This is a genomic window from Streptomyces sp. NPDC091209, assembly GCF_044757755.1.
In the GTDB taxonomy this organism is placed as follows: domain Bacteria; phylum Actinomycetota; class Actinomycetes; order Streptomycetales; family Streptomycetaceae; genus Streptomyces.
Genome location: NZ_JBIVVR010000002.1, coordinates 586,723 through 610,316, shown reverse-complemented (window position 1 = coordinate 610,316; position 23,594 = coordinate 586,723). Strand labels below are relative to the sequence as shown.

Below are 23,594 nucleotides of genomic sequence, written 5' to 3'. Positions count from 1 at the left end.
CGGCACGGGGCTCAGCCCCGTGCCACCATCGCCTCGATCCCCGCGAGCAGCAGCTCCAGCGCGAACCCGAAGTCGCGCTCCCGCATCTCCGACACGGTGTCCCCGCCGCGCGCCTCCATGAGACCGGCCGCGCTCTCGAAGTGCGCCGCGAACTCCGGCTGTTCGCTGATGGTGCTCATGGCCTGCCGGAAGTACTCGTCCTGCGACACTCCCGCCGAGGCGCACCGCTGCACGAAGTGGCCCTCGATCGTCCCGAACCCGTACACGAACTGGAACACCGCCGACATCGCCCCCATCTGCCCGTGCGCCGGCATCCCGGTGTTCCGGATCACCTCCTGCACGCGCAAGGAGAACGCCATGGAACACGGCCCGATGTTCAGGAAGTTCCCCATCAGCGTGGACACCCACGGGTGGCGCACCAGCAGCGCCCGGTACCCGACGGCCAGCGCCCGGAGCCGATCGCGCCAGCTCCCCTCCGACTCGGCCTCCGGCAGCTCCAGTTCACCGAACACGGCGTCGAGCGCGAGCTCCAGCAGATCGTCCTTGGTGTCGACGTACCAGTACACGGACATCGCCGTGACGTTCAGCTCCGCCGCCAGCCGCCGCATGGAGAACTTCGCCAGACCCTCCGCGTCCAGCAACCGCACGGTGGCCCCGGTGATCCGCCCCCGGTCGAGCCCGGACGGCTGGCCGCCACCCCGGGCGGCCCCGCCACGGGCAGCCCTGCCCTCCAGCCACACACTGGTCCGCGCCGGTCGCTTCGCCCTGTCGGCTGCCCTCACCATGGCGCACCCTCCTCGGAACTCGAACCACGGAGCGGGCCGGAACTCCCCGGTCCACCCTCCTCCTCGATGCTAAGCGGGCACCCCACGGACCCGGCCCGCGATCCATCCGAAACAGCCACGAAAGGGCGGTGGCCCGGAGCACACGCGCTCCGGGCCACCGCCCCCGGGGATCCGAGGCCGACCGCCGCCCAGTCATTGATCGGCGGCTGCTCAGCTGTCGCTCAGTTGCCGCTCGTCGACTGCGTCAGGTCGTAGAAGGTGGCCGAACCCACTGTCAACTTCTTGAAGTTGGCCGTGACCCACGAGCTGATCTGCGAGGAGCTGGAAGTGGTGCCGGAGCTTCCGCCGCCGTCCATGCCACCTCCCACTCCGCCGCCCATACCGCCGCCCGAGATGAAGTAGTGGATCCTGCCGTCCGTCACGTACTTCTTGAACTGGGCCAGGGTCGGGGACGGGTCGGTGCCGTTGAAGCCGCCGATCGCCATCACCGGCTTGCCGGTGGCCAGTTGGTAGCTCGCGGAGTTCTGGGAACCGACCGCGGCGGCCGCCCAGGTGTAGTCCGCCGCGTTCTTCGACAGCAGCGTCGCGGCCGCGGAGCTGACGGTCGCGCCGTTCAGCAGTCCGCCGGCACCGCCCATGCCACCCGTACCGCCCTCACCCATGCCGCCGCCGGGCATACCGCCCTGCTGGTTCTGCCCCTGGGTGGTGCCGTTGCCCTGCTGGTTCTGGCCGGGGAAGCCACCGGTGCCGCCCGTCGGGGGCTGGCCCATGCCGCCGCCCTGCTGGCCGTTCGGCGTGGTGCCGTTGCCGTTCGGCTGGTTCTGGCCGCCACCGGGGAACCCGCCCCGCGTGCCACCGCCGCCGGGACCACCGCCGCGGCCGCCCATCATGCTCGCCCCGGCCGGACCGGCCGTCACGATGGATCCCGTGTGCCCGGTGTTCACCGTGGAGAGCGCGTACGCCGTCGGTCCGGCGACCGCGGCCACGAAGCTCAGCCCGACGGTCGCGAGGGCGAGTCGCCGGCCGAGCCTGGTCACGAAGATCAGACCGAGCGCGCCGGCCAGACCGCCGACGAGGACCAGCCACTTGAGCCAGGGGAGGTAGTCGGAGGTGCGGTTGAGGAGGACGTACCCCCAGACCGCGGAGGCGGTGACCGAACCGGCGAGGGTGAGCGACGCCCACACCTTGCCCCGCTCCTCCCACAGCACCGTCGCGCCCATGCCGACCACGGCGGCGATGTAGGGGGCCAGGGCCACCGTGTAGTACTGGTGGAAGATGCCCGCCATGTAACTGAAGACCAGCGTGGTCATCAGCAGCGCGCCGCCCCAGGCGAGGAACGAGCCACGGGCCAGGTCGGTCCGCTTCGCCTTGCGGGTGAGGACGATGCCGGCCACCAGCAGGATCAGGGCCGCCGGGAGCAGCCACGAGATCTGGCTGCCGATCTCGGAGTTGAACATCCGGTTCCAGCCGGTCTCACCCCACATCCCGGTGCCACCGCCGCCACCGCCACCGCCGACACTGCCGGTCTCGTCGCCGTTGATACGGCCGAGACCGTTGTAGCCGAAGGTCAGCTCCAGGAAGGAGTTGTTCTGCGAGCCGCCGATGTACGGGCGGGAGGAGGCGGGCCACAGTTCGACGATCGCGACCCACCAGCCGCCGGCGACGACCATCGCGACCGCAGAGAGACCCAGCTGCGCGAACCGCTTCCTTACCGTCACCGGCGCGCAGACCGCGTACAGCACGGCCAGCGGCGGCAGGATCAGGAAGGCCTGCAGCGTCTTGGCGAGGAAGGCGAGGCCGACCGCGACACCCGCCCACAGAAGCCACTTCGTCCGGCCGTCCTCCAGGCCGCGGATCACGCAGTAGACCGTGACGGTCATGAGCAGCGCGAGCATCGCGTCCGGGTTGTTGAACCGGAACATCAGCGCGGCGACGGGAGTGAGCGCGAGCACCGCGCCCGCGATCAGGCCCGCCGCCGGGCTGAACCGGCGGCGTACGGCCGCGTAGAGGACGCCGACCGTGGCCACGCCCATGAGCACCTCGGGGACGAGGATCGCCCACGAGCTGAGACCGAAGATCCGTACCGACAGGGCCATCGGCCACAGCGAGGCCGGGGGCTTGTCGACGGTGATGGCGTTGGCCGAGTCGAGCGAGCCGAAGAAGAGGGCCTTCCAGCTCTGGCTGCCGGCCTGTACGGCCGCGGAGTAGAAGGAGTTGGCGTACCCGGAGGCGCTCAGGTTGTACAGGTACAGCACCGCGGTGGCGAGCAGCAGGCCGAGGAAGGCGGGACGCGCCCAGCGCGGGTCCTCCGGCCGGCCTCTCCAGACCCGCCGGAAGAAGGGCTGCTCGGGCTCACCGGCCCCGGGCGTGACCGCGGGCGGGGCCGTCTCCGGGGGGAGCGTCGCGGCGGACGGCCCCCAGGCGTGCCCGGCGCCGCGGCTCGTACCCGCGTCGACTCCACCCGCGTGGGAACCGACGGTGCTGTTACCGGTGTTGGTGCCGGTGCTCGTATCGGGCTGTGTCGTCATCGCGCGTTCCTCGGATCGTGATCGTGATCGTGCGGGCGCACCGCCTGCAACTGCATGGTCGAATCCCGCCAGGAGCGGTCCGCGGCCTCTTCGGCGCGGAACGGGGCGGTGTCGTACGGGGACGAGGGCGCCGCCGGGCGCTGCGGCAGCGGCGGATACGCGTCCACGCCGTGCCGTACGGCCGTCGGACGGACCGGCGGGGCCGGCTGGTGCGAGGCCACCACGGGAGACGTCGACGGTGTCCCGCCCTGCCGGTCGGGGAAGACCCAGGCGCGGAAGAGCAGGAAGCGCAGCACGGTCGCCGCGAGGTTGGCGGCGATGAGCACCGCTAGCTCGGTGGAGTGCGCGGGATCGCTCGTCCCCGCGTTCAGCGCGGCGAGGGAGCCGCTGGTCAGGGCGAGCCCGATACCGAAGACGACCAGGCCCTGCGCCTGGTGCCGGACGGCGCCGCCCCGGCCGCGTACACCGAAGGTGAGGCGACGGTTGGCCGCCGTGTTGGCGATCGCCGACACGAGCAGCGCGAGCGCGTTGGCGACCTGTGCCCCCGAGAAGGAGCGGAAGCCGCTGTAGAGCAGCAGGTAGAAGAGTGTGGACAGGCCGCCCACGACGCAGAAGCCGACGAGCTGGCGGGCCAGGCCCTTGGGTACGTCGGTCAGTTCGCGGTCGCGCGGGTCGTCCCCGAAGGGCCGGGCGAGCCGGTCGAGCGACAGGGAGCCGGTGGCGAGGGCCCGTCCCACCCGCCACACCCCCTTGAGGTCGTCCGTCGCGGTCTTCACGATGTGGACGGTCGAGTCCGGGTCGTCGACCCAGTCGACCGGGACCTCGTGGATGCGCAGCCCGGCCCGCTCGGCCAGCACCAGCATCTCGGTGTCGAAGAACCAGCCGGTGTCCTCGATCAGGGGCAGCAGCACCTGGGCGACATCACGCCGGATCGCCTTGAAGCCGCACTGCGCGTCCGAGAAGCGGGCCTGGAGCGAACCGCGCAGGATCAGGTTGTACGTGCGGCTGATGAACTCCCGCTTGGCGCCCCGCACCACACGCGAGGAGCGGGACAGCCGGGAGCCGATCGCGAGGTCCGAGTGACCGGAGATCAGCGGGGCCACCAGCGGGAGCAGCGCGTTCAGATCGGTGGACAGGTCCACGTCCATGTACGCGAGGACCGGCGCGTCGGACGCCGACCACACGGTCCGCAGCGCCCGGCCGCGGCCTTTCTGCTCCAGCCGGAAGGACGTGACCTCCGGGATCTGTGCCGCCAGCCGCGCCGCCACCAGCGGGGTGGAGTCCGTGGACGCGTTGTCCGCCACCGTGATGCGGAACGCGTACGGGAACGTGCGCTTGAGGTGCTCGTGCAGTCTGAGCACACATGGCTGGAGGTCCTTCTCCTCGTTGTAGACGGGGATCACTACGTCCAGGACAGGCGTTCCGGCGTCTCCGGCCGGGAGGTGCTCCCGCGCCGGCAGGTTGCCGGGAGAAGAGTCGGTTCGCATGGGAACGACTCTGGTCAAGCGCCCTGTTGCACCCATGTGGTGGCGCTGTGCTGTGCCTGTGAGTGCGGTTGCCACGATGTTTCGGGGACAAGCGCGGGCAGATGCAGGGTGAACACGGTCCTGCCGGGGACGCTGTCCACGGTCACCGCGCCGCCGTGCGCGGCCGCGACGGCCTGCACGATGGCGAGCCCGAGACCGGTCGATCCGGAGGAGCGCGAACGCGAGGAGTCGCCTCGCGCGAACCGCTCGAAGACGCGGGGCAGCAGATCGGCGGGAATGCCCTGTCCGTCGTCCTGGACGTCCACGCACAGCCACGGCCCGTGCCGGTGCACCCGCGCGGTGACGGTCGTCCCCGGTGGGGTGTGCGTGCGGGCGTTCGCGAAGAGGTTGACCATGACCTGTTGCAGGCGCGCGGCGTCGGCCGACACCAGCGCCGGCTCCTCGGGCAGTTCGAGCCGCCAGTTGTGACCACGCCCGGCGGCCCGCGCGTCGCTCACGGCGTCGATCACGAGGGGTACGAGGTCGGTCTGCTCGTGTTGCAACGGCCGCCCGGCGTCCAGCCGCGCGAGCAGCAGCAGATCCTCCACGAGCAGTGTCATCCGGCCGGCCTCGGACTCGATGCGCCCGAGCGCGTGCCGGGTGTCGGGCCCGGTCTCCTCCCGGCCGCGTCTGGTCAGCTCGGCGTACCCGCGGATGGAGGCGAGCGGGGTCCGCAGCTCATGACTGGCGTCCGCGACGAACTGCCGTACGCGCATCTCGCTCTGCTGCCGCGCGTGCAGCGCTCCGTGGATGTGGTCGAGCATGCGGTTCAGCGCCGCCCCGACCTGTCCGACCTCGGTGTGCGGATCGGACTCGGACTCCGAGACCCGCTCGTAGAGGGTGACCTCCCCGGTGTGCAGGGGGAGTTCGGAGACCCGGGTGGCGGTCGCGGCGACCTTGCGCAGGGGGCGCAGGGCGAGGCTGACGATCACGCTGCCCGCGATGGTGGCGGCGATGAGACCGGCACCGGTGATGCTCACCTCGACGAGGATGAGCGTGTCGATGGTGTTCGTGACGGACTCGGTGGGCAGGGCGACGTAGTAGTTGCCGTGGGCGCCGGTCATATACATGACGCGGTACTCGCTCAGGCCCGGGATGTCCACGGTGTGCGCTTTGCCGTCCTTGGCGACGGAGGCGAGCTCGGCCTTCTGCGCGGCGGTGAGCGGGACGGCCTTCATCCGCTCGAATCCATCGCTGCTGGTGGACTGCTCCGCGGCGACGACCGCCTTGTCGACTCGACCGTCGGTGCCGAGTTCGGCCGCTATGGTCTTCGTCTGCGTTCCGCCCATGGCGACGAAATTGCCGAGCCTGTCCGCACCGGACGCACCGTTGGCGGAAGCCGCCGAGCCGCCGCCGTTGGGGTTCCCGGGACCCTGGTCTCCGTCACCCGGGTTCACGCCCCGGATGTTCCCGGGGGGACCCGAGAGCCGCCGGCCCGCGTCGGTGATCTGCGAGTCCAGCTGCGTGTACAGATGCTGGCTCAGCGCGATGGTCGTCACCGTGCCGATCACGGCGCAGACCACGGCGATGAGCGCGACCGCCGAGACGACGAGCCGCGTCCGCAGGGTGCGCGGCTGTCGTCGCCTTTTCTGCGCTCGCGGCCGTCGTCGTCCGCTCATGACACGGCGGGCTTGATCAGGTATCCGGCCCCACGCCGGGTGTGGATCATCGGCTCACGCCCGGCGTCGATCTTGCGCCGCAGATACGAGATGTAGAGCTCGACCACATTGGCCTGCCCACCGAAGTCGTACGACCACACACGGTCGAGTATCTGGGCCTTGCTCAGTACCCGGCGCGGATTGCGCATCAGGAAGCGCAGCAGCTCGAACTCGGTCGCGGTGAGGTGGATGTTGTCACCGCCCCGCGACACCTCGTGACTGTCCTCGTCCAGGGTGAGGTCACCGACGACGAGCACGGACTCGGACCGCCGGTCCGCGGCGCCGGAACGCCGGATGAGACCGCGCAGCCGGGCCACGACCTCCTCCAGGCTGAACGGCTTGGTGACGTAGTCGTCGCCACCGGCGGTGAGCCCCGCGATCCGGTCCTCGACCGCGTCCTTCGCCGTCAGGAACAACACCGGGACATCGGGCAGCTCCCGGCGGAGCCGGCCGAGCACCGTCAGCCCGTCCATGTCCGGCAGCATCATGTCGAGAACGACGGCGTCGGGCCGGAACTCGCGCGCGGTCTGCACCGCGCCCGTCCCGTCGCCCGCGCTGCGGATCTGCCAGCCCTCGTAGCGAAGGGCCATGGACAGCAGCTCGGTGATCGACAGCTCGTCGTCCACCACAAGCACCCGGACGGGGCTCCCGTCCGGCCTCAGCAGTTCGGTGCGCCCCTGGGGCGAGGTCGTGGTCATAGCGGACACCTTGGTGGGCGCCGCTGAGAGCACCCTTTCGGCAACCTGTGAATTCCCTGAGAAACACACAGGTGCCTCTCAGGGAACTCCTGGGAAGATCACGCGGTTCCCGGGCAGGACACGGTCCGGGGCCCGTCCCGGTCCGGGGAGAGGCGCGGGCCAAGGCTTGTCCCAGCCCGGGCACAGGCGCGAGCAAGGGGCTCACCCCAGCTCAACTCCCGCCCGCCCCGCGCCCGTAGACGTCCACACCCACGCCTACGCCCACGTCAGTGGCGGCCGAAAAGACGTGCGCCGTTCTCGTAGCAGACCGCCCGCAGCCAGTCATCGCCCAGCCCCAGCCGTTCCAGCGCGCGGAGCTGGTGGACGTACGGGTAAGGGATGTTCGGGAAGTCGGTGCCCAGGAGCACTCGGTCCCCGAGGTCCGCGAGCCGGGGCAGCAGGTCGGACGGAAACGGCGCGAGCCGCTCGCTGAAGTCAGTGAACGCCATGGTCGTGTCGAGCCGCACCTCGTCGTACCGCTCGGCGAGGCCGAGGAAGTCCTCGTATTCGGGCATCCCCATATGCGCGAAGACCAACCGCAGCCGGGGATGCCTGCCGAGGACGGCCGCGACCGGTCCCGGCCCGGTGTACTTGCCGGGCGACGGCCCCGATCCGCAGTGGATCACGACAGGAACACCGGCGTCGGCGAGCAATCCCCAGGCCGGGTCGAGGAGTTCGTCCCCCGGGTCGTACGCCCCCACCTGCACATGGGACTTGAAGACACGCGTGCCCGCCTCCACCGCCTCGCGCACATACCCCTCGACGCCCGGCTCGGGAAAGAGTGTCGAGGTGTGCAGGCAGTCCGGGGTCCGGCGGGCGAAGTCGACGGCCCAGGAGTTGAGCCACTCGGCCATGCCGGCCTTGTGCGGGTAGAGCATGGCCGTGAAGGCGCGGACCCCGAACTCCCGGATCAGCGACAGCCGTTCGTCCTCGTCCGCGCGATAGGTGATCGGCCACTCGACGCCGCCGGTGAGCTCACCGAGCCCGTCGAAGTAGTCCCAGACCTTGCGCAGCACCCGCTCGGGCATGAAGTGCGTGTGGACGTCGACCAGCCCGGGCAGCCCGAGCCCCTCCCAGAACCCCCGCACCTCCCGTGCTTCGTCCCGTACCCGGGTGGCCCCCTCGCCGGGCGTCTCCTGAGAGGTCCGGCTCCGCACCCCGGAGTGCGCCTCCCCGCCGCCGGCCGCTCCCTCCCGATCAGTCCCGGGCACGCTCGAACCCATGGCTCCGCTCGACCTTGGCGATGTGCAGGGTGTACCGCTCGTACCACTCGGCCCGGCCGCGCCGCTGTGCCGCCCGGTGCTCGGCATGCGCACTCCATTCCTTGATGGCGTCCTCGTCCCGGAAGTACCCGACGGTGATGGCCAGTCCGCCCGGGCTCCGCGCGTAATCCATCCCCAGATAGCCCGGGATCTGCTCCACCAGCTCCTCCATCCGCTCGGCGGTCTCCCCGTACCCGGCGTCTTCCTCCATCCGAACGGAGGTGAACACGGCGACGTAGTAGGGCGGCTCATGGGCTGCGACAGGCGTGTGAGGGTGATCGCTCATGTCCGACACTCTCCTTCCGGGCGTCCCCGTCGTCCAGCACCTTTCCGAACGGGATCCGAAAGGGATCGAAGTCTTGACCATCGGGCCCAGAGCCCGCCCCTCGTCCCCCTCGATCGGCTGCCCTGCCACACTCACCGCCGCGGACCCCACCGCCACCTCACCGGGCCCGGCCTCGACCGGCCCGGTTCAGAAGAGCCCGTCCTGAACACCGGCGTCGGCCGCCGACAACTCCCTTACGGGAAAGGTGAGGCCAAAGCCCCCGAGCGCGCCCTTGCCCTCACCCTCGCCTCCACCCACGCCCCCGACGCCGGTCAGTTCCCACCCCGTCATCAGCCGAGTGTCGAGAACGACGACTCCGCGCCCGGTGAGGAGGTGGAGATCGGGACCCGCGGCGCCGCACAGCTCACCGCTGACCGCGCCTCCCGCGACCAGTTCGCGCACGACCCCCTGCGCGGGCGGAAGCCCAGCGAGCCCGAACACGTCCGTGTGGTCGACGGGTTCGAAGGCCGCGCGCCGGAGCGACTCCGGCCAGCCTTCGAGATCCCCGACGCGCCCGTGCAGCTCCCGGATCTCGGCGACGCGCTCCTCGGGCCCCGGCAGTGTCGCCCGTACCGCCCTCTTGCCGGCGTACGGAATCCGGTCCGGCACCTTGAGCGCGGCCCGCAACAGCTCCTCGGCCCGGCGGGCCGCCATCAACGGCCCCTGCCCCAGCCAGGTGAAGGTGACAGCGCCCTGCTCCAGGAGACGCGCGGAACCCCGCTCGGCCCGGGTGATCCCCACCTTCACCAGGCCGGGCCCGAACCACGCGAGATAGACGCGGTACGGCCGGGGATCATCGGCCAGCGTGTCGGCGGCCACGGAGTGTGTCCGGTCCAGCCGCGCGCACTCCTCGCACCGCGCTCCCGTACCGCGCGGCGACACGACGGCCCGCACGGGACACGCGTTCCCCCGCGCCCCGACGCACGTCCGCACACCCCCGTCCACCACGCCGAACGCGACCCGCCGCCCCGGAGCCAGCGGGCTCCCGCGCCCCCCGCCCCACACCAGCACGGGCCCGTCCCCGGACCACCGCAACCCCGAACACACCCACACCCGCCGCACTCCGACAACAGTAGTGCCCACCGCTGACAGGCACCCTGACCAGCCAGAACACCCGAAAGCCCCGGCGCGCCGCCGCCGGGAACGGATCCGGAGAACGCAAGAGGCCCCGGATTTCTCCGGGGCTTCTCGTCCATGGACACTCGGCAGGAGTCGAACCGCAGCCTTCCGATCCGCAGGCGAGTGCACCCTCGCTGCACGCAGCGGTCCACAGTCGATCTGCGGTCGGGACCGGTCATCGCTGATCCGAGCAAGATCCGTGACTGGACGCCTTTCGTACATGGACGTCGAGGTCAGGCCTTGATGTCGGAAACAGCCCCGCAGAGCTGCGCGTCTTCCGTAAAGTATCCGGCCGTGACGTCGTATGAGCGGTGGTCCCTGATTACTTCGTTCGGCTCTCTGCTCGTCAGTGTCGTCGCCTTCGGCGCACTGGCGTGGCAGCTCCTCATGCTGGCTCGCGGCACAGGCCAGGATCACGACAGGCGCCGCAAACAGGCGACCATGGAGTACCTCACGGCCACCATGGAGCGGCGAAAGGTGCTGTTCGACGAGGGGATACCCAACGAGCGCGATCACGAGGCCATTTCAGCTCTGATCAGCCTCTCGCTGGCGGGTGACGAGCCGACGACGAAACTGATCACGGCTTACCTCACGACGTTCAACTTCCTTGCTGTCGGCGCACAGTCGGACGCCTTCGACCCAAAAGTCATCGACGAGGCCTGGGGAGGTCTCATCATCGCCGTCTGGAACAACTACCGGCTCTGGATGGAGACGCAGCGAAAGGTGCACGGCGAGCCCCGCGTGTGGGAGAACCTGGAATGGCTGGCCGGCGAAATGACGCCACGCCGACCCGTCGCTGCCGCCGGAGCCGACGGAAACCTGCCCCCGCAGGCACTACCCGTTCCGTAGGGGACCCGGGGGCACGGGGATGTCGGGCTAGAACCTGTCCGGGCCGTCACCAAGACGTTCCGGCTCCGGGGTCTCGTCCACAAAGCCGTGCTCGGCCGGGTGCGTCGGCCGCTGGGCCAGCCAACCCGAGACCCGAGGCCCTCCGTTGATCGCCGCCCCCTCCAGAACCGTGCGGACGTGCGCAAACCCCTGGCGGAGGTAGTACGCCTGCAGATCCTCGTTGGTCGTCCACGCGTCGAGCCGGAGCCATTTGGCCCCGGCTCGATGGGCACGGTCTCCGGCCCAATCGAGCAGACGGCCGCCGACGTTCTGTCCGGCGTGCGTTCGCACGACGGAGAGTTTGTTGATGAACATCGAAGGCTCGGAGAGTGCTCGCTCCGTCCAGAGGCCCGACTCCACCTCGGGGGTCAGGGTGACGGTCGCCACCGTCGCGGCACCGTCCAGGACCATGAAGACAGTCCCGTCCTCCACGGTGTCCAACAGCTTGTCCGCCGGGTACGGGAGTTGCCACTGGTCGGTTCCGCGGCGGGAAAGCCAGGCTGCGGCCTCCGATCGGAAGGCCAGCAGCTTGGACACATCGCTCGGTCGGGCGGGGATGATTCTCACTGAGACTCGTTCTCGCTTCGGGCGGACAGATGGCCGATCTCGTAGTTCATCCGGTTCAAGTCGCCCCGGAGGGTCGTGACGGTGCACCGGACGGGCCGATCTGCCGAGCAGCCCGTCCGCGTCCCGAGCAACACCGGCACACCAGCGCCGCCCTCCAACACATCCTGGACCCGCTCAGCGCTCTCAAGGGCTACTTCGCCACCGATCCGTGGAACGCGTGGGCCCGCTACCGGGGAGACCCTGGGGCTCAGCACGATCACGACGACGCCGGACACATACGCGCAGATGACGGGGACGATCCTGCGGGCCGCGTCCGATCGGGTGGACGACGTGTTGGGCTCCGGCCTTTCCGAAGGTGATCCGGAGGGGGAGAGCGCAGCCCGATCGGCGATATTCGGGGGCGTTGATGGCACCCGCTGATGTCAAAGGCCCCGCCGGTTCAACCGGCGGGGCCTTTGATCTGTGTGCACTCGGCAGGATTCGAACCTGCAACCTTCTGATCCGTAGTCAGATGCTCTATCCGTTAAGCTACGAGTGCTTGTTCTGTTGTGCTTCTGTCTTCGCTCCCCGGGCTTTTGCCCCGCTCGCGGCGACAGGAAGAACATTACATGACTGCCGCCGCCATGTGAAATCCGTTTGCCTCACCCCTTGTGAGCTGGGCAAACGTCCTTCTGGGCCCTCGCGAGCACCCCTCACGCCGGCGCGCTCCGCAGTCCACCGAGACCCGGAACGCCGAAGCCCCGGTCCACTGGACCGGGGCTTCGGATCTTCGTGCGGAGGCGGAGGGATTTGAACCCTCGATGGGATTGAAGTCCCAAACCGCATTAGCAGTGCGGCGCCATAGACCGGACTAGGCGACGCCTCCCGCACAACCGCTCACGCGAGCGCAAGTGGTGCGTGCAGATGATGACACAGACGAGCGCGGTGTCACCAATCGACCCCTACGGTACTAGGCGAATACGCCGCACCGCAAAGCCCCTAACGGCACGCAACCGGGTGGGTCGCCCCGCGTTAGGCAGGTCATGTTGCGCCGACTGCTCCTCACCGCCGCCGTGTCCGCCACCGCCGCGCTCTCGACCGTGCCCAGCGCCACCGCCGGCACCCCTTCCGCCGGCATGCCCCGGGTGTCCCCCGTACCTGTCGTGTCGCCCGTACCGATGGCGTCTCCCCCGTCTGTGGTGTCCCTCCTTCCTGTGGCGCCTCCCGCCGGACCCTTTGAGGCGGTCCGCGGCGGATCCTCGCCGCGGTACCCCGGCGGATCGTCGTCGCTGTTCCCGGGCGGGCCGTCGGCGCTGTCCGATGCCGCCTACGGTGTCGCCCTTCCGGCCCTCATGCCTCCGCCGGCCCGCCCGGAGGACTCCGTCGACCGGCTGACGGTGACCGTCCACGACGTGGGCGGCGGGGCGGACGGGACGTTCGAGGTGGAGTGCCACCCCGCGGGCGGGAGTCATCCGCACGCGGCGGAGGCGTGCGACCGGCTGGACCAGATGACCACCTGGGGCAAGGACACCTTCGCCCCGGTCCCGCCGGACACCCTGTGCACGATGGAGTACGGGGGTCCGGCCACCGCGCATGTCACGGGGACCTGGGCGGGGCGCCCCGTCGACGCGCGCTACGACCGCTCGAACGGGTGCGAGATCTCGCGCTGGAACGCCCTGGTGCCGCTGCTGCCCGGAGCCCGTCCCTAGGACCTGTCCGGCCGCGGACGGGCAGAGGACACGGCGACGTCACGGTGATCTCACGGTGCTCTCACGGTTCCGCCGGGTGAAATGCGTGGTCACAGGTTCTCCGCCGGTTCTGCGTCTCATATGTGTGCGACCTCCCTCTCATCCGGCATCCCGAGCGCAACCAGTGCCCGTAGACTCCCTCGCGTGACACGCCGCGGGCCGGTTGGCAAGATGGCATCCGCGGTCGGCAAGGTGCGGTAACAGGGAGGAAGCGTCTCGTGAGCAGCAGGCCATCCCGAGGCGCTGCTCGCCTCGCAGCCATACTGGACGCGCTGCCCGATGCGCTGGTCCTGGTCAACGCCAACGGGACCGTCGTCAACGCGAACACGATCGCCCTGGAGGCCTTCGAGACCCCGGGCACGGCCCTGGTGGGCCGCGGGCTGCTCGATCTGCTGCCCGAGTTCGACTCCCGGCTGATCCCCGGTTCCATGCGGCGCCCCGACACCACCGACGAGCGCGGACGGACCAAGCCGACCCGGATGATCGCGCGGCGGACCGACGGCACGGAGTTCCCGGTCGAGGTCACCAGCGCGAACCTGGAGAGCGGCCAGCAGGCCTACGACAACCACGCCCCCACCCCCGACGAGCTGCTCATGCTCGTCGTACGCGACCTTTCGGGCACCGTCGACACCGAGGCCGAACTCGCGCGTTCGCAGCGCCAGACCGAGATGATCCTGCGCGCGGCGGCCGAGGGTGTCGTCGGGACGGACACCGACGGGCGGGTCGTGCTCGTCAACCCCGCCGCCGCCCAGATCCTCGGCTACCGGGCCAGCGATCTCGGCGGCAGGGAACTGCACACCCTGATCCTGCACTCGCGGGCGGACGGCGAGCCGTTCCCCTATGAGGGGTCGCCGCTCGCCGACACCCTGCGTTCCGGGCGCAAGCACCGGGTGCGCGGGCAGGTGCTGTGGTCGAAGTCCGGGGACAAGGTGCCGGTCGACCTGACGACCTCTCCGGTACGGGACGGGGACCAGCTCGTCGGCGCCGTCATGACCTTCACCGACCGGCGGCCGTACGACACCCTGGTCGAGGAGAAGGACGCGGCCGTCACCCGGCACACCGAGGAGCTGAAACGGCTCGGCGAGGAGCACGCCGCCGAACTGGAGGAGCTGCGCGAGCGGCACACCGCCGAACTCACCGAGCTGACCGAGGGGCACGAGGAGGAGATCGCCGCCGGCGACGAGCGGTACGCGGCGCTCGGCGAGCGGGAGAAGGACCGCTACGAGGCGCTGAGCGCCCGGCACGAGCAGCTCTTCGCCGTCCTCGGCCAGTCCCTGCGCGGGCCGCTCGACCAGCTCCGCGGCGAACTCGCCAAGCTCGCCGCCGACGACGCGGGGCAGCTCTGGCCGGAGGCCAACCAGGTGCTCCACCACCTCTCGGCCGGCTACTCGCGCATCACGACCCTCGTCGACAACGTCCTCGGCTACCAGCGGCTGGACGCCGGCGTCGAGACGATCTTCCGTACGAACGTCATGCTCGACGCCGTGGTCGCGGCCGGTGTCGACGGGGCCATCGACCTGATCGGGCCCGGCCGTGTGCAGTTCGCCGTGCACGCGCCGCCCATCGAGGCCGAGGTCGACCCGCAGCGCCTCGCGGGCGCCCTCGCCCACCTCATCGCGGACGTCGCGGGAGTCGACGCGACCGGCAACGCTCCGGTGTCGGCGGGCGGTTACATGGACAACACGGTCGTCGTCGCGGCGGCACAGCGCGGCGAGGTCGTACGGATCGAGGTGCGCGGGCCGTACGCCGGGGGAGACCCGGTGCACGAGCCGATCGTGCGCGGGATCGTGCGCGCGCACGGCGGTGTGCTCCAGACGCACGAGGTGCCGGGGATGAGCGGCAGCGCGTACGTCCTGGAGGTGCCCATCGGGGGCGGGGCGGGTTCGGTTCCGCTCGCCACCGGACCGGTGGTCTCCACCGAGGTCGCCCTTGCCGAGCCGACCGCGCAGCAGAGCGGCGGCAGGCGGCGGGCCCGGCGGTCCTCCGTGGACGCCTTCCTGGAGAGCGAGGAGACGGGGGAGTCCGGCCCGAAGGCCGTCGAGGCGGCCGGTACGACCGCTCCCACCGGGCGCCGTCGGCGGCGTGCCGCCGAGGAGCAGGCGGCCGGCGAGCTCCCGCAAGCACCCGAGCAGACGGACGGCTCCGAGGACGGTTCCGGCGGTACCGGGCGGCGCCGTGGCCGGCCCAGCCCCGTCGAGGGCACGGGCGACGCCGCGGCCGAGGGGACGCCCGACGGGGTCTCCGAGGGCGCGGTCGTGATGGCGGGCGAGCACGGGGCGGGAACCGCGGCCGTGGGATCCGGGCTGGGCGGGACGGTGCCTCCGCAGGGGGTGCCGGTGCCCTCCGGACGACGCGCGCGCCGGGACGGCGAACAGAACGCACTGCCCGCGGCGTTGCCGGCGGCGCCCGCCGCGCAGGCCGCTCCTGCGGCGCAGGCACCGGAGGACGGTCCCGACGAGGACGCGGGCGAGCCGACCGGGCGACGCAGGCGTGCGCTGGCCGCGGCGGCCGAGCGGGCCGCCGCGCAGCAGGAGGCGGGCGCCCGTGCGGTGTTCGCGCTGCCGCCGGCTGAGGCGGACCGCTCGCCTGAGTACGTCCAGGCCGAGGCCGAGGCGCAGGCCGCCCAGGCACAGGCCGCGCAAGCCCAGGCCGACCAGGTCCAGGCCGCTCGGGCGCAGGTCGCCCAGGCGGCACAGGCTCAGGTCGCACTGGCCCAGCAGCCCGACGGCCGCCATGACGCGATGCAGCACGACCCCGACGACGATCACACGCCGCCGCAGCCGCACCCCGCCTCCGCTCCCACGGGCCGTCGGCGCGCCCGTCAGGAAGCCGCCCCGGGCCGGCCCGCAGCGGCGCTCCCGGCCCAGAGCGTTCCCGGACAGCCGGTTCCGGCGCTCGGGCAGACGGTTCCGGCGCAGGGACTTCCGGCGCAGGGCGTCCCGGGCGCCGCGACCGCCGGTCAGCCGGTCGCCCCTGGGCGGCCCGCCGTCGCCGCGCAGGCCGGCCCGTCCGGTACCGCGGCTGCGGCGCCCGGTGCCGTGCCCGCCCCGGCGCCCCAGCCGTGGCCCAACGCGAACACCACCTCCGGCATCGGCGTGCAGCCCGCGCTCCCGGCGGCGAACGCGGCTCCCCCGGCCCAGCCGGTCCCCGCCCCGCTCCCCCCGGAGCGCCCGGCACCGCGGATCGCCCAGCCACTGCCCGCCGAGGCGATGCCCGCGTCCGCCCCGGCCGACTCCAACTCGACGCAGGGCCGTGCCATAAGCGTGCGCACGCTCGGTCAGGGCGTTCCGTTCGCCCGCCAGGTCGCGGCGGCCCAGCCGGGCGGCGGCGTCCAGGCCCAGACGCCTCCCCCGCACGGGACGAACGGCGGGGGCCGCCGCCGCAAGCTCGGCACTCCGCCCGAGCCGGTCGTCGAACGCACGGAGACGGCCGCGCGCTCGCTTCCCCAGGGCGGCCAGCCGGGTGCCGGACCCCGGCGCCCCGGCACCACCGAAGGCGCCGGACGGTCGTACGCCATAGGAGCACCGGACGAGAACGCCGCCGAGGGCCCGGAGCCGCTCGACGGTCCCGGCGGTGCCGTCGAGGTCGCCGACCAGCCGCAGCTGCGGCCCGTGGACGACGAACTTCCCCCGGAGCCGCTGGACAACCCGCGGCGGCTGCTCGTGTGGCCGGCGCCCGACGCCACCACCCAGCAGGCGCTGAGCGACCGCGGCTACCGGCCCGTCATCGTGAACTCGCGCGAGGAGGTGGACGCGCAGATCGCCGCGTTCCCGGCCGCGCTGTTCGTCGACCCGCTGACCGGCCCGATCACCCGCACGGCGTTGCAGTCGCTGCGGCAGGCCGCCGTCGCCGCCGAGGTGCCCGTCCTGGTGACGGCCGGACTCGGACAGGCGACGCGCGAGGCGGCGTACGGCGCCGACCCCGCCGTCCTCCTGAAGGCGCTCGCGCCGCGTGACTCCGAGCAGCACCCGCCGCGCGTGCTGCTCATCGAGGAGCACGCGGAGATCGCGCTCGCGCTGACGGCGACGCTGGAGCGGCGCGGGATGCAGGTCGCCCGCGCCTCGACGGACGAGGACGCCGTCACGCTGGCCTCGCAGATGCGGCCGAACCTCGTTGTGATGGACCTGATGCAGGTGCGGCGCCGACGGGCCGGAATCGTCGACTGGCTTCGGGCGAACGGGCAGTTGAACCGCACGCCGCTGGTCGTCTACACCGCCGCCGTCGACCCGGCCGAACTGCCGCGGCTGGCCGCGGGGGAGTCGGTGCTGTTCCTCGCCGAACGCTCCACGAGCGCCGAGGTCCAGGACCGGATCGTCGACCTCCTCGCCCGTATCGGCACCAACTGAGGGCTGTCCTAGCCGTATCCGTAGCCGTAGCCGCGTCCGTATCCGCGTCCGCACGCCCGACCGGCCGGACGCACCCGCGCCCATGCGCCCGTACGTCCATGCGGTGGGGCGTCCGTGCGGCTCTACGTCCATGAACCGCGCGTACGCCGGGCGGGGAGCCCTGAGGCACCCCGCCCGGCGTACGTGTGACGGTCCCCGGGACCGGCCGTGGCCGCCCCGGTGACGCGTCAGAGCTTGGTCACGTCCAGGCTGCCCTCCGCGTACTTCTTGCGGATCACCTTCTTGTCGAACTTTCCGACGCTCGTCTTCGGGACCGCCTCGACGATCGACCAGCGCTCGGGAAGCTGCCACTTGGCGATCTTCCCCTCGCCGGCGAGGAAGGCGCGCAGCGACTCGAAGTCCGCGGTGGAGCCCTCCTTCAGGACCACGGTGGCCAGCGGCCGCTCGCCCCACTTCTCGTCGGGGACGGCCACGACCGCCGCCTCGGTCACGTCCGGGTGGGACATGAGGGCGTTCTCCAGGTCGACCGAGGAGATCCACTCGCCGCCCGACTTGATGACGTCCTTGGCGCGGTCGGTGAGGTTCAGGAAACCGTCGGCGCTGATCGTGCCGACGTCTCCGGTCTTGAGCCAGCCGTCCTCGCTGAACTTGTCGGCGGGGCGCAGCGGTTCGGCGTCGTTGCCGCCGTAGTAGGCGCCGGCGATCCACGGGCCGCGGACCTCCAGCTCACCGGCGGACTCGCCGTCCCAGGGAAGCCGTTCGCCGTCGGGGCCGGTGAGGCGGGCCTCGACGCCCGCCGGGAATCGGCCCTGGGTGAGGCGGTAGGCGAACTCCTCGTCCGTGCCCACGGCGTGGGCCGGCGGGCGGGCGACCGTACCGAGCGGGGACGTCTCCGTCATGCCCCAGGCGTGGCTGACACGCATGCCCAGAGCGTCGAAGGCGGCCATGAGCGAGGGCGGACAGGCCGAGCCGCCGATCGTCACCTGGGTGAGGGAGGAGACGTCCCGGGGCTTGGCGGTCAGCTCGGCGAGCAGGCCCTGCCAGATGGTCGGGACGGCCGCGGCGTGCGTCGGCCGCTCGCTCTCGATCATCTCGGCGAGGGGCGCGGGCTGGAGGAAACGATCCGGCATCAGCATGTTGATGCCGGACATGAAGGTCGCGTGCGGCAGGCCCCAGGCGTTGACGTGGAACTGCGGGACCACGACGAGGGTCGTGTCATGGTCGGTGAGCCCCATCGACTGGGCCATGTTCACCTGCATGGAGTGCAGGTAGATCGAACGGTGGGAGTACACGACGCCCTTGGGGTCTCCGGTGGTCCCGGAGGTGTAACACATGGCCGCGGCCTGCCGCTCGTCGATCTCCGGCCAGTCGTAGACCGTCGGCTTCCCGGCGATCAGCTCCTCGTACTCGTGCACCCGCACGCTCGTCCCGTCGAGCAGCGAACGGTCACCGGGGCCCGAGACCACCACGTGCTCCACCGTCGGCAACTGGGGGAGGAGCGGCGCGAGCAGCGGAAGCAGCGAACCGTTGGCGATGACCACGCGGTCGGCCGCGTGGTTGACGATGAAGACGAGCTGCTCGGCCGGGAGACGCAGGTTCAGGGTGTGCAGCACGGCGCCCATGGAGGGGATCGCGTAGTACGCCTCGACATGCTCGGCGTTGTTCCACATCAGGGTCGCGACCCGCTCGTCGCCCGTCACACCGAGGTCGTCACGCAGGGCGTGGGCGAGCTGGTTCGCCCGCTCCCCGGCTTCACGGAAGCTGCGCCGTTGCGGCTCGCCCTCACCGGTCCAGGTCGTGATCTGCGACTCTCCGTGCACCAGCGCCCCGTGGACCAGAATGCGGGTCACAGTCAGCGGTACGTCCTGCATCGTGCTCAGCACGGCGTCCTCCCGGGGGCGACATTGCCTACGCGGTAGTAATGGGCTGGGCTGATTCTGCTCACATACCGCGCGGTATGTCACTAGGCGAAGGAATGATCGATCAGCTCAGGGCCTGCTGGGACGCCGTTCCGGACCCTTCCTGACGTACGGGGATCAGCTCGGGGTCCTCGCGCAGTTTGCCCAGCGCTCGGGACACCGCCGATTTGACCGTGCCGACGGAGACCCCGAGGACCTCCGCCGTCTGGGCCTCGCTCAGATCCTCGTAGTAGCGCAGCACCACCATCGCCCGCTGCCGCGCCGGCAGCTTCGTGATCGCCCGCCACATCGCGTCGTGCAGCGCCTGCTGCTCGGCGGGGTCGGCGGCCGGCAGCCCCTCCGGCTCCGGCAGTTCCTCGCAGACGAACTCGTCGACCTTGCGCTTGCGCCACTGCGACGTCCGTGTGTTCAGCAGAGCGCGCCGCACATAGCCGTCCAGCGCCCGATGATCCTCGATCCGGTCCCAGGCGACGTACGTCTTCGTCAGCGCCGTCTGCAGCAGGTCCTCCGCGTCGCTCGGGTTCGCGGTGAGTGACCGGGCGGTGCGCAGCAGCACGGGCTGCCGCGCCTTCACGTACGACGAGAAGGACGCGTACGAGCGGGGTCGCGTCGCCCGTGTGGCGGCGTCCGAGGCGCTCGTGCAGACGAGTGTGGTCATGGCTCCACGCTAGGTTCGCCCCCGCCTCCGGCGGATCGGCCGCAGGTCCCGAAGCCATGTCCGCCTCAGGTTGTAGAACTGGGGTTGTCCTCACCTCCTGAAGGTGGACAAGGGGGGCCGTCCTCTGAGGGTTCACCCCTGAGAGACGACCACCGGGGGAGTACGCGGTGGAGCGGGACCATGGGGGAGGGCGGGAGTACGCGGGAGGGCGGGACGCGCGATCACCTGCGGGGGTCTCATCCGTCGGCCCCGAGGATCAGGCCCGACGTGGGAACCCCGGTTCCCGCGGTCACCAGGACGCGCCCGGCGCCCGGTATCTGGTTCACGGACGTGCCGCGCAACTGGCGTACGCCCTCCGCTATCCCGTTCATCCCGTGCAGATACGCCTCCCCGAGCTGCCCCCCGTGCGTGTTCAGCGGCAGCCTCTCCTCGGCGACGAAGTCCGCGGCCTCCCCCGGTTCGCAGAAGCCGAACTCCTCCAGCTGCATCAGCACGAACGGCGTGAAGTGGTCGTACAGGATCCCCACGTCGATCTCCGCCGGGCTCATCCCCGCCGTCCGCCACAGCTGCCGGGCCACCACGCCCATCTCCGGGAGACCCGTCAGATCGTCCCGGTAGAAGCTGGTCATCTGTTCCTGCGCCCGGCCCGCGCCCTGGGCGGCCGCCGTGATCACGGCCGGGGAGTGCGGCAGATCGCGGGCCCGCTCCACGGAGGTGACCACCAGCGCCTGGCCGCCGTCGGTTTCCTGGCAGCAGTCCAGCAGCCGCAGCGGCTCCACGATCCACCGCGAGGCCGCGTGCTCGGCGAGCGTGATCGGTCTGCCGTGGAAGTACGCCGCCGGGTTCGTCGTCGCGTACTTCCGGTCGACCACCGCGACATGGCCGAACGCCTCGGGTGTCAGGCCGTGGGTGTGCAGATACCGCTGGGCCGCCATCGCCACCCAGGAGGCAGGGGTGAGCAGCCCGAACGGCAGGGCCCAGCCGAGGGCCGCGCCCTCCGCCGACGGCTCCCGCCGCTGCACGCCCGAGCCGAATCTGCGGCCCGACCGCTCGTTGAACGCCCGGTAGCAGACCACGACTTCGGCCACTCCGGTGGCCACCGCGAGCGCCGCCTGCTGCACGGTCGCGCAGGCCGCTCCACCGCCGTAGTGGATGCGCGAGAAGAACGACAGTTCCCCCATCCCGGCCGCCTGCGCGACGGTGATCTCCGGGCTGGTGTCCATCGTGAACGTCACCATCCCGTCCACGTCCCCGGGGGTCAGCCCCGCGTCGTCCAGCGCGGCCCGCACCGCCTCCACCGCCAGCCGCAGCTCACTGCGCCCCGAGTCCTTGGAGAACTCGGTGGCCCCGATCCCGACGATCGCGGCCCGCCCGCCGAGACCGTCCCGCTTGCGCACGCTCATGCGACACCGCCGTCGGACGGCGCGTTGTCGGGGGCTGGGGAAGGGGAAGGTGCTGGGGCTGGTGCTGGGGCCAGGAAAGGGGAACGTGCAGGGGCTGGAGCTGGGGAAGGTGTAGGCGCCGGGGCAGGTGTAGGTGTAGGCGCTGTAGGCGCCGGGACGGTTGCGGGACCGGAGTCGGGCGTCGGCGTCGGCTCCGGCCACGGAAGGGGAACCGGAACCGCAGCCGCGGTCGGGACGGTCACCGTCACCGTGCCCATGACGTGCCGGCCGATGCCGTTGGCGCCGAGGATCCTCACGGTGGCCGTGTCGCCCTCGACCTCCTCGATCGATCCGGTCAACACCATGGTGTCCCCCGGGTGGTTGGGAGCCCCCAGTCGTATCGCCACCTTGCGCAGCACGGCGGCCGGGCCGAAGTGGTCGGTCACATACCGTCCGACCAGACCGTTGGTCGTCAGGATGTTCATGAAGATGTCCGGCGAGCCCTTCGCCCGCGCCAGCTCCGGGTCGTGATGCACGTCCTGGTAGTCCCGTGAGGCGATCGCCCCGGCCACGATCAGCGTCCGGGTGATCTCGATCTCCAGCGGCGCCAGCACCTCGCCCACCCTCATGTCCCCGCCTCCCCGTTCGCGATCAACTCCCCCAACTCCTGCAGCACTTCGCCCCCGCCTCCCAGATACGCGTCCAGCTGCCGGCCCCACAGGAAATGCCGGTGCACGGGGTGTTCGAGGTCGGCGCCCGCCCCGCCGTGCAGATGCTGGCCCGTGTGCACCACCCGCTGCCCGGCCTCGGACGCCCACCAGGCGGCCGTCAGGGCGTGCGTGGCGTACGACAGCCCCTCGTCGCGCCGCCAGGCCGCCTCGTACGCCGTCACCCGGATCGCCTCGGTGTCCATGTAGGCGTCGGCGGCCCGCAGTTGGACGCCCTGCTTGGCGGCGAGCGGCCGCCCGAACTGCTCCCGCGCGTTCGTGTGCTCCACCGCCCGTGCCAGCGAGCCCGCGCACACCCCGGCCTGCAGTCCGGCGAAGGCCGTACGGGCCGTGGCCAGCAGGTCGTCGTACGCTCCCTCGGCGCCCAGTGCCTCGCCCGGCGTCCCGTCCAGCGTCAGGCGCCCCGCCGACCAGGGCGCCGTCAGCTCGACCGGCTCCCTCGCCGCCGCCTCAGCGGCACGGACCAGCCAGAGCCCGCGCCGGTCGTCGGCGACGAGCACATGGGTGGCGTCGCGCAGCCACGGCACGACGGGGACGACACCGGTCAGTCTCCCGGACGCCCGCTCCCGTCGCCCCGGGGCCCGGTCCGCCCTCCCCGGCGCCCGCTCCCGTGTCAGCGGCGCCTGCTCCCGCACGGGACCGGACCCGGCGGCCTCCGAACCGGGCTCGGCATCGACCCCGGCGGTACCGATGTCTGCCCCGGTACGGACCCCGGTACCGGCCTCGGTGTCAGCCTCGGCCCGGACACCGGCGCCCGCGCCCGGCCCAGATCCCGACCCTGATCCGGATATCGCCCCCGATCCTGATCCCGATCCTGATTCCGCTCCCGAACCCGAACCCGAACCCGACCCCGACCCCGATCCCGGTCCTGACCCGGGTCCTGACCCCGATCGCGGTCCCGATCCCGAACCCGGTCCTGACCCGGGTCCTGACCCCAGTCCTGACCCCGATCGCCGTCCCGATCCCGGTCCGGAACCTGTTCCTGATCCCGGTCCGGAACCTGTTCCTGATCCCGGTCCGCAACCTGTTCCTGATCCGGGTCCGCAACCTGTTCCTGATCCAGGTGTCGACACCGGCCCGGGCCCCGCTCCGGAGAGCGCGCCGGCCACCACCACCGTCCCCTCGGCGATCCCCGGCAGCAGCCGATCGCGCTGCTCGGGCGAACCGTGTGCCGCCACCGCGAGGAGTCCGTACACACAGGTCGCCGCGAACGGCACCTGTGCCGTGGTGCGCCCCTGCTCCTCCAGCAGCAGGACGAGGCCGAGGAGCCCGATGTCCGCGACCGCCCCCACCAGACCGGCGGCGCACAGTTCCTTCCACAGTCCGGCGTCACTGCCCGTCCCGGCCGCGGTCAGCCGCTCGTGCGTGGAGAGGTCGCCGAAGATCCGCGCGGCCAGGTCCCGGGCCGCCGCCTGTTCCTCGGTGGGCGTGAAATCCAT

15 protein-coding genes, 2 tRNA genes and 4 pseudogenes are annotated in these 23,594 nt (G+C 71.5%); 3 read left to right on the top strand and 18 right to left on the bottom strand.

What is annotated here, in order from left to right:
* Window positions 1–11: 11 nt before the first annotated feature.
* From ACIQRL_RS09710 to ACIQRL_RS09675, 8 genes are all read right to left on the bottom strand, one after another.
* Window positions 12–785: a TetR/AcrR family transcriptional regulator gene (locus ACIQRL_RS09710; RefSeq protein ID WP_401329336.1), complete on the bottom strand. Its 774-nt coding sequence runs from the start codon at window positions 783–785 to the stop codon at window positions 12–14.
* A gap of 221 nt (window positions 786–1,006) precedes the next feature.
* Window positions 1,007–3,313 (bottom strand): ArnT family glycosyltransferase, encoded by a 2,307-nt coding sequence (locus ACIQRL_RS09705; protein ID WP_401329333.1) that lies wholly within the window; start codon window positions 3,311–3,313, stop codon window positions 1,007–1,009.
* Window positions 3,310–4,800 (bottom strand): glycosyltransferase, encoded by a 1,491-nt coding sequence (locus ACIQRL_RS09700; RefSeq protein ID WP_401329330.1) that lies wholly within the window; start codon window positions 4,798–4,800, stop codon window positions 3,310–3,312. Before ACIQRL_RS09700 ends, ACIQRL_RS09705 begins: the two co-directional genes overlap by 4 nt.
* 14 nt (window positions 4,801–4,814) lie before the next feature.
* Window positions 4,815–6,458, bottom strand: a complete 1,644-nt coding sequence (locus ACIQRL_RS09695) for an ATP-binding protein (protein ID WP_401329327.1) — start codon at window positions 6,456–6,458, stop codon at window positions 4,815–4,817.
* A complete protein-coding gene (locus ACIQRL_RS09690) occupies window positions 6,455–7,195 on the bottom strand; it encodes a response regulator transcription factor (RefSeq protein WP_261703843.1) in 741 nt (246 codons plus the stop codon). Before ACIQRL_RS09690 ends, ACIQRL_RS09695 begins: the two co-directional genes overlap by 4 nt.
* 266 nt (window positions 7,196–7,461) lie before the next feature.
* Complete coding sequence (locus tag ACIQRL_RS09685; protein WP_401329322.1) at window positions 7,462–8,457, bottom strand: amidohydrolase family protein; 996 nt, start codon at window positions 8,455–8,457, stop codon at window positions 7,462–7,464.
* Window positions 8,432–8,782, bottom strand: coding sequence for an antibiotic biosynthesis monooxygenase family protein (locus ACIQRL_RS09680; protein WP_401329320.1), 351 nt, complete (start codon window positions 8,780–8,782; stop codon window positions 8,432–8,434). Before ACIQRL_RS09680 ends, ACIQRL_RS09685 begins: the two co-directional genes overlap by 26 nt.
* A gap of 186 nt (window positions 8,783–8,968) precedes the next feature.
* Window positions 8,969–9,883, bottom strand: a complete 915-nt coding sequence (locus tag ACIQRL_RS09675) for a DUF2797 domain-containing protein (RefSeq protein WP_401329581.1) — start codon at window positions 9,881–9,883, stop codon at window positions 8,969–8,971.
* Between the two features lie 351 nt (window positions 9,884–10,234).
* Between ACIQRL_RS09675 and ACIQRL_RS09670 the strand changes: the two genes are divergently transcribed.
* A complete protein-coding gene (locus tag ACIQRL_RS09670; protein WP_401329317.1) occupies window positions 10,235–10,789 on the top strand; it encodes a DUF4760 domain-containing protein in 555 nt (184 codons plus the stop codon).
* 27 nt (window positions 10,790–10,816) lie between these two features.
* Here the strand turns inward: ACIQRL_RS09670 and ACIQRL_RS09665 are convergent, their stop codons facing one another.
* The 4 genes and pseudogenes from ACIQRL_RS09665 to ACIQRL_RS09650 form a co-directional block, all read right to left on the bottom strand.
* Window positions 10,817–11,395, bottom strand: a complete 579-nt coding sequence (locus ACIQRL_RS09665; RefSeq protein ID WP_401329315.1) for a GNAT family N-acetyltransferase — start codon at window positions 11,393–11,395, stop codon at window positions 10,817–10,819.
* Window positions 11,392–11,556, bottom strand: a pseudogene (locus ACIQRL_RS09660) (GntR family transcriptional regulator); the annotation flags it as partial. The pseudogene ACIQRL_RS09660 and the gene ACIQRL_RS09665, both read right to left, overlap by 4 nt.
* Before the next feature lie 304 nt (window positions 11,557–11,860).
* Window positions 11,861–11,933, bottom strand: a tRNA-Arg gene (locus ACIQRL_RS09655).
* A gap of 236 nt (window positions 11,934–12,169) precedes the next feature.
* Window positions 12,170–12,260, bottom strand: a tRNA-Ser gene (locus tag ACIQRL_RS09650).
* Between the two features lie 157 nt (window positions 12,261–12,417).
* On the opposite strand from ACIQRL_RS09650, the gene ACIQRL_RS09645 reads away from it, so the two are divergent.
* The gene (locus tag ACIQRL_RS09645) at window positions 12,418–13,083 is read left to right on the top strand and encodes an SSI family serine proteinase inhibitor (RefSeq protein WP_401329312.1); all 666 of its coding nucleotides are present in this window, start codon (window positions 12,418–12,420) and stop codon (window positions 13,081–13,083) included.
* A 257-nt stretch (window positions 13,084–13,340) separates the two neighbouring features.
* Window positions 13,341–17,468, top strand: coding sequence for a PAS domain-containing protein (locus ACIQRL_RS09640; RefSeq protein WP_401329309.1), 4,128 nt, complete (start codon window positions 13,341–13,343; stop codon window positions 17,466–17,468).
* A 227-nt stretch (window positions 17,469–17,695) separates the two neighbouring features.
* Here ACIQRL_RS09640 and ACIQRL_RS09635 read toward each other — a convergent pair whose 3' ends face one another.
* From ACIQRL_RS09635 to ACIQRL_RS09610, 6 genes and pseudogenes are all read right to left on the bottom strand, one after another.
* Complete coding sequence (locus ACIQRL_RS09635) at window positions 17,696–19,351, bottom strand: long-chain fatty acid--CoA ligase (RefSeq protein ID WP_401329307.1); 1,656 nt, start codon at window positions 19,349–19,351, stop codon at window positions 17,696–17,698.
* A gap of 100 nt (window positions 19,352–19,451) precedes the next feature.
* Window positions 19,452–20,045, bottom strand: a complete 594-nt coding sequence (locus ACIQRL_RS09630) for a SigE family RNA polymerase sigma factor (RefSeq protein WP_401329304.1) — start codon at window positions 20,043–20,045, stop codon at window positions 19,452–19,454.
* 236 nt (window positions 20,046–20,281) lie between these two features.
* Window positions 20,282–21,448: a lipid-transfer protein gene (locus ACIQRL_RS09625; RefSeq protein ID WP_401329302.1), complete on the bottom strand. Its 1,167-nt coding sequence runs from the start codon at window positions 21,446–21,448 to the stop codon at window positions 20,282–20,284.
* Window positions 21,449–21,666: 218 nt separating this feature from the next.
* Window positions 21,667–22,056: pseudogene (locus ACIQRL_RS09620) on the bottom strand (MaoC family dehydratase); the annotation flags it as partial.
* A pseudogene (locus tag ACIQRL_RS09615) lies at window positions 22,053–22,709 on the bottom strand (acyl-CoA dehydrogenase family protein); the annotation flags it as partial. The pseudogenes ACIQRL_RS09620 and ACIQRL_RS09615, both read right to left, overlap by 4 nt.
* A 483-nt stretch (window positions 22,710–23,192) precedes the next feature.
* Window positions 23,193–23,594 (bottom strand): annotated as a pseudogene (locus tag ACIQRL_RS09610) (acyl-CoA dehydrogenase family protein); the annotation flags it as partial.